General features: G+C 72.7%; 11 protein-coding genes. 4 read left to right on the top strand and 7 right to left on the bottom strand.

The window, feature by feature from the left end:
• Window positions 1-9: 9 nt before the first annotated feature.
• Genes IQ251_RS18750 through IQ251_RS18735 form a run of 4 tightly spaced genes read right to left on the bottom strand, consistent with a single transcriptional unit; the run spans window position 10 to window position 3,944 of the window.
• The gene (locus IQ251_RS18750) at window positions 10-669 is read right to left on the bottom strand and encodes an arsenate reductase/protein-tyrosine-phosphatase family protein (protein ID WP_193930212.1); all 660 of its coding nucleotides are present in this window, start codon (window positions 667-669) and stop codon (window positions 10-12) included.
• Entirely contained in the window at window positions 666-1,676 is a 1,011-nt protein-coding gene (locus IQ251_RS18745; RefSeq protein ID WP_193930210.1) for an LCP family protein, read from the bottom strand. Before IQ251_RS18745 ends, IQ251_RS18750 begins: the two co-directional genes overlap by 4 nt.
• Before the next feature lie 11 nt (window positions 1,677-1,687).
• Window positions 1,688-3,112, bottom strand: a complete 1,425-nt coding sequence (locus tag IQ251_RS18740) for a tyrosine-protein kinase domain-containing protein (protein WP_193930208.1) — start codon at window positions 3,110-3,112, stop codon at window positions 1,688-1,690.
• A gap of 22 nt (window positions 3,113-3,134) precedes the next feature.
• The gene (locus IQ251_RS18735) at window positions 3,135-3,944 is read right to left on the bottom strand and encodes a NeuD/PglB/VioB family sugar acetyltransferase (RefSeq protein ID WP_228047595.1); all 810 of its coding nucleotides are present in this window, start codon (window positions 3,942-3,944) and stop codon (window positions 3,135-3,137) included.
• Here IQ251_RS18735 and IQ251_RS18730 point away from each other — a divergent pair.
• Window positions 3,943-4,704, top strand: coding sequence for a Mut7-C RNAse domain-containing protein (locus tag IQ251_RS18730; protein ID WP_228047593.1), 762 nt, complete (start codon window positions 3,943-3,945; stop codon window positions 4,702-4,704). The genes IQ251_RS18735 and IQ251_RS18730 overlap by 2 nt on opposite strands.
• Here IQ251_RS18730 and IQ251_RS18725 read toward each other — a convergent pair.
• Genes IQ251_RS18725 through IQ251_RS18715 form a run of 3 tightly spaced genes read right to left on the bottom strand, consistent with a single transcriptional unit; the run spans window position 4,682 to window position 8,588 of the window.
• A complete protein-coding gene (locus IQ251_RS18725; protein WP_193930204.1) occupies window positions 4,682-6,166 on the bottom strand; it encodes a purine-cytosine permease family protein in 1,485 nt (494 codons plus the stop codon). The genes IQ251_RS18730 and IQ251_RS18725 overlap by 23 nt on opposite strands.
• A 2-nt stretch (window positions 6,167-6,168) precedes the next feature.
• Window positions 6,169-7,116 carry an agmatinase gene (gene speB, locus IQ251_RS18720; RefSeq protein ID WP_193930202.1) on the bottom strand — a complete coding sequence of 316 codons (948 nt, stop codon included), beginning with the start codon at window positions 7,114-7,116 and terminating at the stop codon, window positions 6,169-6,171.
• A 32-nt stretch (window positions 7,117-7,148) separates the two neighbouring features.
• On the bottom strand, window positions 7,149-8,588 hold the full coding sequence (locus IQ251_RS18715) for a sodium:solute symporter family protein (RefSeq protein ID WP_193930200.1): 1,440 nt from the start codon (window positions 8,586-8,588) through the stop codon (window positions 7,149-7,151).
• Between the two features lie 131 nt (window positions 8,589-8,719).
• On the opposite strand from IQ251_RS18715, the gene IQ251_RS18710 reads away from it, so the two are divergent.
• The 3 genes from IQ251_RS18710 (at window position 8,720) to IQ251_RS18700 (ending at window position 12,515) form a co-directional block, all read left to right on the top strand.
• Entirely contained in the window at window positions 8,720-10,198 is a 1,479-nt protein-coding gene (locus IQ251_RS18710) for a PucR family transcriptional regulator ligand-binding domain-containing protein (RefSeq protein WP_370591501.1), read from the top strand.
• Between the two features lie 264 nt (window positions 10,199-10,462).
• Window positions 10,463-11,854 (top strand): TrkH family potassium uptake protein, encoded by a 1,392-nt coding sequence (locus IQ251_RS18705; RefSeq protein WP_441007494.1) that lies wholly within the window; start codon window positions 10,463-10,465, stop codon window positions 11,852-11,854.
• Window positions 11,847-12,515, top strand: coding sequence for a potassium channel family protein (locus tag IQ251_RS18700; RefSeq protein WP_228047591.1), 669 nt, complete (start codon window positions 11,847-11,849; stop codon window positions 12,513-12,515). The genes IQ251_RS18705 and IQ251_RS18700 overlap by 8 nt, the downstream gene beginning before the upstream one ends.
• The last annotated feature ends 45 nt before the right edge of the window (window positions 12,516-12,560 follow it).

The following is a 12,560-nucleotide window of genomic DNA, read 5'->3' as shown; positions in this document are numbered from 1 at the left end:
ATGCGGAACCTAACACCGGTTCGCACCCGGCGCCCGCTGGAAGATCATCGATGCGAAACCCGGTGCATCGCGGCTGGTTCGGTCGTTCGCACCGGGAACGCGCAGCGATGCCGCGATCCGGCACAGCGCTCCGCCGATCACCCGCGAGCGACTGGACGCACCGCCCGTCTCGGGCGCCGGGTCCGCGATCCGGTCGTCGGCATCGGTGATGTACCCCGCGGTCCCGCGTGCCCGCGCGGCCGCGCGCGTCAACTCCGCGATCCGGGAAACCGGGTCGACATCGGGAACGCCGGGTGCGCAGAGCGCGGCGAGCCGGGCGAACTCCAGCAGGCAGAACGTCCTTGCCACGGCGGTCGGCACGAGCTCCACCACCGCCGACCGGTGCCCGCGGTGCGCGGTCAGCACCAGGTCGGCCGCCGCGATGCTCGCGGTGCCGAGTCGCGCCGAGGCGAACGCGGCGGCACCGGGAACCCGGCGGCGGTCCAACTCGGCGGCGATGCGCGGATCGATCGGCAAGCCCGGCACAGCACGGGTACCGGCGCTGGTGGTGCGAATGCGCCCGCACGAGCGCGGATCCGCGGCGAACCGCTGCGCGGCGGCGAGTTCGGCGAAGGCCGAGCGGCGCACGTTCCCGGTGCACACGAACAGCACGGTGAACTCCGCGGTCATCCGGCACCGCCTCGCACGGCGTCCGGGAACCGGTCCGCGTAGGCCTGCAGCGCATCCTCGCGCAGCGCGTCCCACAGCTGCCCGGCCCGCTCCTCGTCCGGGTGGACCACCGACTGTCCGTCCTCCTGCCCGCTGCCCGCCACCGGCGCGGTCAGCAGCTGCACGTCGGCGGGCCGGACGCCGCGCATCTGCCAGGCCAGATCGCGGATGCGGGCATTGCTGAGCCCCGCGTCGAGCGTCGCGTGCCGCCCGAACGCCTCCAGCACGCCGAACAGCCTGCCGGGGTCGGTGGCGGTATCCCGGGACAGCACCTGCGCGGACAGCGCTTGCAGCACGTCCTGCTGGCGGCGCGCGCGGTCGAGATCGCCGCCTTCCAGCCCGCTGCGCTGCCGCACGTAGGCCAACGCGCGTTCCCCGTCGAAGTGGTTGGTCCCCGCGTCGAACCGGTGCTCACCGGTCGCGGACGGCTCGTCGACGTCGACCTCGACACCGCCGACCGCATCGGTCAGCGCGCGGAAGCCGTCGAAGCCCACCACCGCGTAGTGGTCCGGGCGCACACCGGTCAGCGCGGCGACGGTGCGGTGCAGCGCGTCGATCCCGCCCTGGCCGAACGACGCGTTGAGCTTGTTGCGGCCCGCACCGGGCACCTCGACCCACAGATCGCGCGGCAGCGAGACCACGCCGACACTGCTGCGGTCCGCGCTGACGTGCACCAGCATGACCACATCGCTGCGCTGCGCGCCGGGCTCGAACTCCGCCGGACTTCCCGGTTCCGCGGCGTCGACCCCCACCAGGAGCAGGTTCACCGGCTCGCCGGGCGCGGCGGATGCGGGGGCGTCCGCGCGCGGCGGATCGCGACGAATCCCGCTCAGCGCGCTGTTCAGGGCCAGTACCGCGCCGCCCGCTACGACCAGCAGCAGCACCAGCCCCGCGGCCGCCGCGCCGAGCAGGACCCGGCGCCGACGCCCGCTGCGGCGCACCGGTTCCGCGTGCTGTTCATCGCGCACGATTGCCCCGCTCAGTCGCTCGTCACGGCTTCGGCGGGTTCCGGCCGCTCGGCACGAAGCACCGGGGCGGCCCCCCGGCCGGGAGACTCCTGCAACCGGTACCCGTGGTAGCCGTAGTAGCCGTAGCTGCGCGCGGGTTGCGGGGCCACGGACAGCACGGTGCCCAGCACCCGCGCGCTCACCCGGTCCAGTGCCGCGGCGGCCGCGCGCACGTCGCTGCGCGAGGTCGACTTGTAGCGGCCCACCAGCACCGCCCCGTCGCAGGCCGCGGTGAGCACCGCGGCGTCGGTGACCGGCAGCAGCGGTGGAGCGTCCAGCAGCACCATCTCGTAGCGGCTGCGCAACGCGTCGAGCAGCTCGCTCATCCGGCTGGAGTGCAGCAGCTCGCTCGGATTCGGCGCGATCTGCCCGCCGGCGAGGACGTCGAGCTCACCGCCCCAGCTCTGCAGCGCCTCCCCGAGCGCCGCACGCCCGCTGAGCACGCTGGTCACCCCGACGGCACCTTCCAGACCCAGGCAGTCGGCCACGGCGGGCCTGCGCAGGTCCGCGTCCACCAGCACCACCCCGACCCCGGCGCGCGCCAGCGCCACGCCGAGGTTGACCACCGTGGTCGTCTTGCCCTCGGCGATCCCGGGACTGGTGACCACGACGGTCTTGCGGTGGCTGTCGACGTCCACGAACTGCAGGTTGGTGCGCAGGGTCCGGTAATGCTCGGCGCAGGCCGAATGCGGCGCGGCGTGCACCACCAGCGGGGCCGAATCGGCCTGCGGGTTGGCCGCGGTGATGCCCAGCTGCGGGGCGTCGACGAGTTCGGCCAACTGCTCGGGGGTGCGCAGCGAGGTGTCGGTGAGGTGGCGCAGCAGCGCGGCCGCGTAGCCGAGCACCAGCCCGGCCAGCAGTCCGGTCGCCGCCCAGGGCAGCGGGCGCGGGCTGACCGGGACGCCCTCCGCGGTGGCAGGTTCCACCACTTCGGCCAACACGTCGGGCTGCTGGCGCGGTCCGGACTCCAGGCGGGAGACCAGCCCGGTGAACGAGGACGCGGTGTTATCGGCGATCCGGCGGGCCTGCAGCGGGTCCGGGTCGGTCACCTCGATGCTCAACAGCACGGTGTCCGGTTCGGACGTGACCGCGGTGCGCCGGCTCAGCGAGTCCGCGGATTCCGGGAGTTCCAGCTCGCGCAGCACGTCCCGGGCGACCGTGCCGTTGCGGATCAGCTGGACGTAGGACTTGACCTTCTGCTCGGACAGCAGGTTGCCCTGGTAGGCGGCCACGGCGTCGTCCGGTGCCCGCGCCGAGACGTACACGGCGACTTCGGCCGTGTACTTCGGTGGCACGAGGAACAACCCGGCCGAGGCCGCCACGAGTCCGAGCAACAGCCCGGCGACCAGGAACCGCCAGCGTTCGCGCACGACGCGCAGGTGGTCGGACCACGTCAACGTCGACCCTCCGTTTCCTCGCTCACCGCGCCGGAACCCCGACCAGCACCCTGCCCGGCGGGTGGTGCTTGGTGACCACCGCGCCTGCTCCGACGGTCGTGGCGGCGCCGACTTCGATCCCTTGCAGCACGCTGGATCCGCTGCCGATCAGCACATCCGCGCCGAGCGCCGCGGAACCCGCGACGTTGGCGCCGGGCAGCACCGTGGCGAACTCGCCCAACGAGGTGTCGTGGCCGATCGTGGCGTTGTACTGCACCTGGCTGTGCGCTTCCAGCCGCGTTCCGGTGGAGACGTACGCGTTGGCCAACACCAGGCATCCCGGTGCCAGCACGGCGTCGTGGGCGATGGTCGCGGCCGGGTGCACCACGGCGGTCGCGCTGGCGCCCTGCTGGACCATGCGCGCGCACAGGTCCCGGCGCAGCTGCGGATCGCCCACCGCCACGATGAACCTGCCGCCGCGCACGTCTTCCGGGCGCAGCACCGCAACACCGTGCAGGTGCGAGTTGCGCACGTGGTCGTCGACGAACACGAGCTCGTCGGCGGGAACCGGAACGGCGAACAGCGCGTCGAGGACTTCTCTTCCCAAGCCGCCGGCTCCGACGACGTGCACCGGCGTGGACAGACTTCGCGGATGGCTTCGCACACCGAATTCCTGTCTGGTGTTGATCAGGTTTGGCGACGAGGGAGTCTGGCAGAGCCGCGGGGCGCGCACCCGGCGAACTCCCTGCCGCGCCCCGACCTCGGATCCCCGATCCAGGTGATCAGTGCGGCGCCTTGTGATCGCGAAAACCCCTGTCCGCCAAGATCGTGGCGAGTCGATCCGTCGGGGCATGCCACCCGAAGCGGTGATGTTCGGCGCTGCCGCGGTGCTGCCCGCGGCCCGGCACACTGTCGGCATGGACACGCCGGTGCAGGTGCACCTGGACCCCGCGCTGCAGTTCTTCCTCGACCGCAGGCACCGGCCGGGGCCGGTCCGGGTCGCGCACGACGGCACGGCCACCGCGGGCCACATCGTCCAATCTCTGGGCGTACCGCTGACCGAGGTCGGTTCGCTGCGCACCGGAGGCGGACCGGTGGCGCCCGCGCACCGCCCGGCGCCCGGCACGGTCCTGCAGGTGGACGCGGTGCCGCGCCCTCAGCCGGGAACACGGTTCCTGCTCGACGTGCACCTCGGCAAGCTCGCCCGGCGGATGCGCCTGCTCGGGCTGGACACCGCCTACCGCAACGACGCGGACGACCGGCAGCTCGTGCACCGCTCCCGGATCGAGGACCGGGTGCTGCTCAGCAGGGACCGCGGTCTGCTGCAGCGGGCGGCCCTGCCCGCGGGTGCGCACGTGCGCGGCACGGCCCCGGACGACCAGCTCGCCGACGTGCTCGACCGGTTCCGCCCGGAGCTCGCCCCGTGGACCCGGTGCACCGCGTGCAACGGACTGCTGCGGCCGGCGGACAAGGACGAGGTCCGGGCCGAACTGGAAGCGGGGACGCTGCGCACCCACGACGAGTACGCGCGCTGCCCGGAGTGCGGCAAGGTCTACTGGCGCGGCGCGCACTCCCGGCGGATCGAGGCCATCATCCGCGCCGCCCGGGAGTGACCGGCTCGCCGGACCGGCGCCCGAACGCCCCCTTCGGCCCGTCCGGACCGTAGACCGCGGCGGGTTCGGGGAACAGCGCGACCAGCAGCGGGTGCAGCAGCGCCGCGGTCGCCAGCGCGCAGAGCAGGCTGATGTCCGGACCACCCGCGATATCGCGCAGCGGGCCGGCGATCACCGGGGTGTGCGCGGTGAGCAGCCCGAGCACCGCGGCCACCAGCCACGCGGTCAGCGCGCGCCAGTTCCACCCGCGGCCGTACCAGTACCGCCCGCCGCGGCGGCCCTCGTTGAACACCTGCAGGTCGTCCGGATCGTAGTGGCCGCGGCGCATGCAGTACCCGGTCATCAGCACCACCATCCACGGCGAGGTGCACAGCACGATGAGCGTGGCGAAGGCGTTGATGCTGCCGACCACGTCCAGCGCGAAGCTTCCCGCGAAAACCAGGACCACTGCCGGTATTCCGACCACCGCGGTGGCGCGCACCCGGTTGAGCCGCGGGATCAGCGAGGAGAAGTCCAGCCCGGTCCCGTACAGCGCGGTGGTGCCGGTGGACAGCCCGCCCACCAGCGCGACCACGACCAGCGCCGCGGCGTACCAGGGCGGGGCGACGGCCGTCAGCCCGGCGACGTAGTCATCCACGTCCGGGACCAGCGTCGCGGTGGCGATCCCGAATCCGAACGGCAGCAGCGTCGCCAGCTGCGCCAGCAGCGGCGCACCCAGCAACCGCCCGCGCGGCACCGATGCGGGGATGTAGCGCGACCAGTCGCCGAGGAAGGCCCCGAACGACACGGGGTTGGCCATCGCGGTCAGCGCCGCCAACACCCACGTGGCCCAGAACCCGTCCAGCGCGTAGTCCCCGGTGCCCGGATAAGCCGGGTCGAACCGGGTGGCGAACGCGACGGCACCCAGCAGCACGATCACCGTGCCGAGCACCACCGCGACCCGGTTGACCAGCAGCAGGAACCGGTAGCCGTGCACGCACACCAGCACCACCGCGACCGCGATCACCCCGTAGGCCGCGGCCCGCAGCACCGCCCCGCCGTCGGACCCGGTCAACCGCAGCGCCGCACCGGCGATCGCGTCCCCGCTGACCCACACCGAGATCGCGAAGAACGTCACCGCCGTCAGCAGGGACAGCAACGATCCGATGCACCGGCCGACCACCCCGAAATGCGCCCCGGAGGACACCGCGTTGTTGGTGCGCGTCACCGGGCCGAACAGCGCCATCGGCGCGAGCACCAGCGCACCGGCGACCACCCCCACCGCGGTGGCCGACAGTGCGGCCCAGAAGCCGAGCCCGTAGGCGATCGGCAGCGTGCCGAGCACGATGGTGGCGAACGTGTTCGCGCCGCCGAAGCACAACCGGAACAGGTCGCGCGGGCGCGACGTCTGCTCGGCGACCGGGATCGGCGCGATGCCGTGCTGCTCGATGCCGCCCACCAGCGCGGTCCTGCCCGTACCCATCCTCAGGCTCCGCGCAAGGCCAGCAGGCTGACCAGGTCGTACGTGACGTGCGCGGCGGCGATCGCGGTGATCTCCGCGTGGTCGTAGGCCGGTGCCACCTCCACGACATCGGCCCCGATCAGGTTGCAGTCGCGGAGGCCGCGCAGGATCTCCAGCAGCTCGCGGCTGGTCATGCCCCCGGCTTCCGGGGTTCCGGTGCCGGGCGCGTGCGCGGGGTCGAGCACGTCGATGTCCACCGAGATGTACAGCGGTCGGGAACCGACCCGCTGGCGCAGCGCGTCCACCGTCCCGGTCACCCCCGCGTGCAGCACGTCCGCCGAGGTGTGGATGCCGAACCCGAGCCGCTGGTCCTCGGAGAGGTCCCAGCGCCCGTACAGCGGGCCGCGGGTGCCCACGTGGCACAGCGCGCTGGTGTCCAGCAGACCTTCCTCCGCGGCCCGGCGGAACGGGGTGCCGTGCGTGTACGGCTCCCCGAAGTAGGTGTCCCAGGTGTCGAGGTGCGCGTCGAAGTGCAGCAGCGCCACCGGCCCGTGCTCGGCGGCCGCGGCGCGCAGCAGGGGCAGCGCGATGGTGTGGTCGCCACCGACGCTGACCAACCGGGTCCCGCCGGACATCAGCGCGCCCGCCTCGTGCTGCAGCGTCTCGATGGCCTCGGCGATGTCGAACGGGTTGACCGCGATGTCCCCGGCATCGACGACCTGCTTGTCCGCGAACGGCGACACGTCCAGACCCGGGTGGTACGGGCGCAGCAACCTGCTGCCCTCGCGCACCCCGGCGGGCCCGAACCGCGCACCCGGGCGGTACGAAACGCCCGTGTCGAAGGGAACTCCCACCACCGCGATGTCCGGGTGCCCGGCCTGGTCCGCGCGCGGCAACCGGGCGAAGGTCGCGAAACCCCCGTACCGCGGGGACTTCGAAGCATCGGCCGGTCCGATCGGGCTGTCGTTCATCTTTGCTCCTCTCCTCCGCGGTGCACCGCGGTTCATTCCGGCGCGGTGGTCCGCGCCGTCGGGTCCTGCTCGCGGACGCCGGAAATCCGTTCGTCCCAGGCACGCAGCACGTGCTCCGGCGGGCTCGGGGTGCACAGGCTGACCACCACGTACACCACCAGGCTCGCGCCGAGCCCGAGGTAGATCGGCGAGTTGGCGTCCACACCGGACACGATCATCGCCGCGATCACCGCGATCGCGCCGGTCGCGGTGGAGGCCAGCGCGGCGGCGCGCGTTCCGCGGCGCCACAGCAGACCACCGAGCACCGCCACGAGCAGGCCGCCGACGAGCACGTTGTAGGCCACGGTCAACGCCGCCACCACATCGCCGATCGCGGCCGAGATCCCGATGGCGAGCGCCCCGAGCACGACGGTGGCGATCCGGTCGGTGCGCACCCCGCCCGCCGGTCCGCCCAGCTTGGGCAGCAGATCGTGCGTGCTGACCGTCGAGCAGGCGATGAGCGCGCCGCTGGCCGTGGACATCAGCGCGGACAGCGCCGCGGCCAGCACGAGTCCGCGTACGCCGACCGGGAGCAGGTCGGCGACGATCGTGGCGAAGGCGTCGTCCGGATCGCCCAGCCCCGGGTACATGGCGCGCGCGGCGGTGCCCACGAGCGCACCGGACACGGCGAAGATCGCGCAGTAGACCGCAGCACCGATCCCGCCACCGGTCGCCGACGCCTCGCTGCGGGCGGTGAACACGCGCTGCCAGATGTCCTGACCGATGAGCAGTCCGAACCCGTAGACGAGCACGTAGGTGAGGATCGTGCCGCCGCCGACGGCCAGCGGATCGAAGAAGGCCGCGTCCAGCTCGGCGCGCATCCCGGCGAACCCGCCTGCCGAGGACACCGAGAGCGGCAGCAGCACGAACAGGAAACCCGCTGTCATGAGCCAGAACTGGGCCATATCGGTGAGCGTGATCGACCACATGCCGCCCAGCGAGGCGTAGCAGACCACGATCCCGCCGCCGAGCGCGACCGCGACCGGGCGCGGCATGTCGAAGAAGACGCTGAACACGGTGGAGAACGCCAGCACCGAGGTCACGGTCAGCATCAACGTGTAGCCCCACATGACCGCACCGGCGACGAACCCGGTGGATCCGCCGTAGCGCAGGTCCAGCAGCTCGGACACGGTGTGCAGCCGCAACCGCACCAGCCGCCGCGCGAACACGGCGTGCAGCGCGAAGATCCCCAGTCCGATGGTGAGCACCAGCCACGCCCCGGAGATGCCGTGCGCGTAGCCCAGGCCGACGCCACCGATCGTGGAGGCACCGCCCAGCACGACCGCCGACATGGTGCCCGCGTAGGTGATCGGGCCGAGGCTGCGCCCGGCCACCAGGTAGTCGGTCCGGGTGCGGGCCAGTCGCATCCCGTACCAGCCTGCTGCCAGCATGGCCAGGACGTACAACCCCACCACTGCGTAGTCGGCACCCAAAACCGGCCTCCCGGAAGTGTTCTCGCGCCGCACCAGCCGGCCCCGGCGAATTCCCGGCGGGTGGTGCGGTCACCGTAGGCGGCCGCACGAGCAGGTTGAATGGGATGATCCGTCCCGGATTCGGAGGCGACGTGGTTGATCTGGACAACGAGGTGTCGGTGCCGTTGCGCGCGGTTGTCGACGACGTTGACCTCGCGGTGCGCGTGGTGCCGGAATCGCTGCCGGACGGTGCGCTGCAGCGCCCGGTCCGCTGGGCGCACGTCAGCGAACTGCGCGAACCGGGCCCGTACCTGGTCGGCGGGGAACTGCTGCTCACCGCGGGAGTGAACCTGCCGCGATCCGCCGCGGAGGTCAACGGGTACGTCGCCGGACTGCTGGCGTGCGGAGTCAGCGCCCTGGCGTTCGGCCGAACACCGGACCTGCACGAGCAGCTGCCGGAACGGCTGCGGGCGGCCTGCGTGCGGCACGGCCTGCCGCTGCTGGTGGTCGATCCGCGGACGCCGTTCCTGGCCGTCAACCGGGCGGTGTCCCGCGCGCTGGCCCGGGCCGCCGACCGCGAGCAGCAGCGCATCGCCGAGGCGCGCGAGGCGCTGACCCGGGCCGCCGCCGACGGTCCCCAGGCGGTGCTGCGCGAGCTCGCCGCGCGGTTGTCCGGCTGGTGCGCGCTGATCGGGCCGGATGACCGACCGCTGGCCGGATGCCGCGCACCGGATCCGCTGCCCGCCGAACTCGCCGGGCTCTTCGCCCGGTTGCGCGCCGGCACGGGCACGCGCACCGCCACCGCCGAACTGGACGGGTCCTACGTGGTCGCCCAACCCGTCTACCCGCAGGCCACCTCCGAGCACCTGCTGCTGGCCGGGCGCAGCGCCCGCTTCCGCGGCAGTGACCGGGCGATCATGTCGGTCGGCGCGGCACTGCTGGGGCTCGTGGCGCACGCGCTCACCGGCGCCGCGCGACTGGGCGCAGCGGTCACGGCTGCGCTGACCGGCGCGGATCCCGCCGCAGTGGCCGCCGCGGCGCTCCCGGCGGAGCGCTACCGGCTGGTGGCCGGGATGTGGCGCGGCGACGAGCGGATCGGCGTGGAGACCGAGCAGTCCTGGCTGTGCTCGCGGCTGGGCACCCCGCTGGTGCGGCTGGACCGCGCGCGGTTCACCGCGGTGGTGCGCCAGCTCCCGGACGAGGCCGTGTTGCACGAGCTTGCGGCGCGCGGCTGGCTGGCCGCGGTGGGCGGTCCGGTCCCGGCCGCCGACCTGCCGGGCGCGGTGCCCGAGGTCCGGCTGCTGCTGGACCGGGCGGGGACGTTGCGCCACCCGGTCGCGGCCGGTGACGAGGGCTCGCTGACCGAGGTGGTTCCGCCGGACGCCGCGGCCGGTTTCGCGCACCGCCTGCTGGCCCCGCTGCTGCAGCGGCGGGACGACGTGCTGGTACCGACGCTGCGCACCTGGCTGTCCTGCCACGGCGGCTGGGACCGCACCGCCGCCGAGCTCGGCGTGCACCGCAACAGCGTGCGGCACCGGATCTCCCAGGCGGAGAAAGCGCTGGGCGTGGACCTGGCCGATCCGGACGTGCGGATGAACCTGTGGTTCGCGCTGCGCTGGCTGGCCGACTGACCGCGCCGCCGCGATCCCGCCGTTCGGCCGGGCGCCGCAGCGGGTTTCGCACCCTTCGTCCGGTCTCTCGCGCGAGGGCGCCGACACCGAACGGCGCAATAGCCGGAAACGGGATAAATTCCGTCCTGAGCTGCACAGACCCCGGTGGGACCACCGCCTCGGCGGGATTATGCTGCGCCGTCGGACAGGCCGACCGCCTGATGCATCGCCGACGCCGAGAACGAGGAGTGCCGAAGTGCGGTCCACGAAGGTGCGAGCACCGCGGTGAACGCGCCGGGAACACCGGGGTGGCGCTACAGCGCGCCGGAGCGGCAACCCAGGATGGTGCCCGCCGCCGGCCGCCCGGCGCGCACGGTCGTCATCGGCTTCGGGGCGGCCGTGGTGCTCGGTACCGCGCTGCTGAGCCTGCCCGCGGCCTCGGCGGAGGGCCGGGACACCGATCTCGTGCAGGCCCTGTTCTCCGCGACGTCGGCGGTGTGCATCACCGGGTTGGCCGTGGTGGACACCGAGCAGCATTGGTCGCTGTTCGGCGAGATGGTCATCCTGGGGCTCATCCAGACCGGTGGCCTGGGCATCATGACGCTGGCCTCGCTGCTCGGGCTGCTGGTCTCCCGCAGACTCGGCCTGCGCATGGAACTCACCGCGCAGAGCGAGACCAAGAGCCTGGGCCTGGGCGAGGTGCGCAAGGTGATCACCGGTGTGATCAAGCTGAGCCTGCTGTTCGAACTGGCGATCACCGCGGTGCTGGCCACCCGCCTGGCGCTGGCCTACGGCTACTCGCCGACCGAGGCGCTGTACTCCGGCGGGTTCCACGCCGTCTCGGCCTGGAACAACGCGGGCCTGTCGCTCTACAACGACAGCATGACCCGGTTCGCCGAGGACCCGTGGATCTGCCTGACGGTCATCGTCGCCGTCGTGGCGGGTGGTCTCGGCTTCCCGGTGTGGTTCGAACTGGGGCGGCGCATCAGCGGGCGGCAGCGCCGGTGGTCGCTGCACACCAAGATCACCCTGGCGGTGACCGGCCTGCTGCTGATCGCGGGGTTCACCGCCATCACCGCCGGCGAATGGGACAACCGGGACACCCTCGGCGGAATGGGCTGGCCGGGCAAGCTGCTGGCCGGTGCCTTCGCGGCGGTCATGCCGCGCTCCGGCGGCCTGAACAGCGTGGACATCGGCGAGATGAACACGGCGACGCTGCTGGTGCAGGACGTGCTCATGTTCATCGGCGGCGGCAGCTCCGGCACGGCGGGCGGGATCAAGGTGACCACGTTCGCGGTCCTGGCTTTCGTCATCGTCGCCGAGATCCGCGGCGAGCCCAGCGTGCACGCCATGGGGCGCAGGCTCTCCGCCGTGGTGCAGCGCCAAGCGCTGACCATCGTGCTGCTCAGCGTCGCGCTGGTCATGCTCACCACGCTCACTCTGCTGCTCCTGACGCCGTTCACCCTCGACGAAGTGCTGTTCGAATCGATCTCCGCGGTGGCCACGGTGGGGTTGTCCACCGGGATCACCCCCGACCTCCCGCCCGTGGCGCACGTGCTGATGTCGGTCCTGATGTTCATCGGGCGCCTCGGACCTGTCACGTTGGCCGCCGCGCTGGCCCTGCGGGACCGCCCGCGCAAGTACGAACTACCCGAGGAGCGACCGATCGTTGGCTAAGAACGACTGGGCGGACAACCGCGCGGTGATCATCGGGCTGGGCCGGTTCGGCGGTTCGCTGGCCACCGAGCTGATGCGCCAGCACACCGAGGTCCTCGCGCTCGACACGCGCCCCAAGGTCGTGGACGGCTACGCCGACCGGGTCACGCACGCCGCGGTCGTGGACTCCACCGACGGCGACGCGCTGCGCCAGCTCGGGGTGCACCGGTTCAAGCGGGCGGTGGTGGCCATCGGCACCGATCTGGAGGCCAGCATCCTGACCACCTCGCTGCTGGCCGACTTCGGCGTCCCGATCATCTGGGCCAAGGCGGTGTCCCGCCAGCACGCCAGCATCCTGGAACGGGTGGGAGCGCATCACGTGGTGCTGCCCGAGCACGACATGGGCGAGCGGGTCGCGCACCTGGTGGTGGGCCGGATGCTGGACTACATCGAGTTCGAGGACGACTACACGATGGTCAAGACCTCCCCGCCCGCCGAGGCCGTGGGGCGTTCGCTGAGCGAGAGCGCGCTGCGGTCGAAGTACGACATCACGGTGGTCAGCATCAAGCGCCCCGGGGAGGGCTTCACCTACGCCACGGCCGACACCGTGGTCCGCCCGGACGACCTGCTCATCGTGGCGGGCCGCTCGGCGTACACCGAGCGATTCGCCGAGCTCACCTGAGCACCGCCCCTCCCCACGACGGCCTCCGGCGTTCGCGTAGTATCG

This window comes from Saccharopolyspora montiporae, assembly GCF_015209505.1.
Classification (GTDB): Bacteria; Actinomycetota; Actinomycetes; order Mycobacteriales; family Pseudonocardiaceae; genus Saccharopolyspora; species Saccharopolyspora montiporae.
Note: the sequence above shows the minus strand (reverse complement) of the source record. Positions and strands in the feature narration are given on the sequence as shown.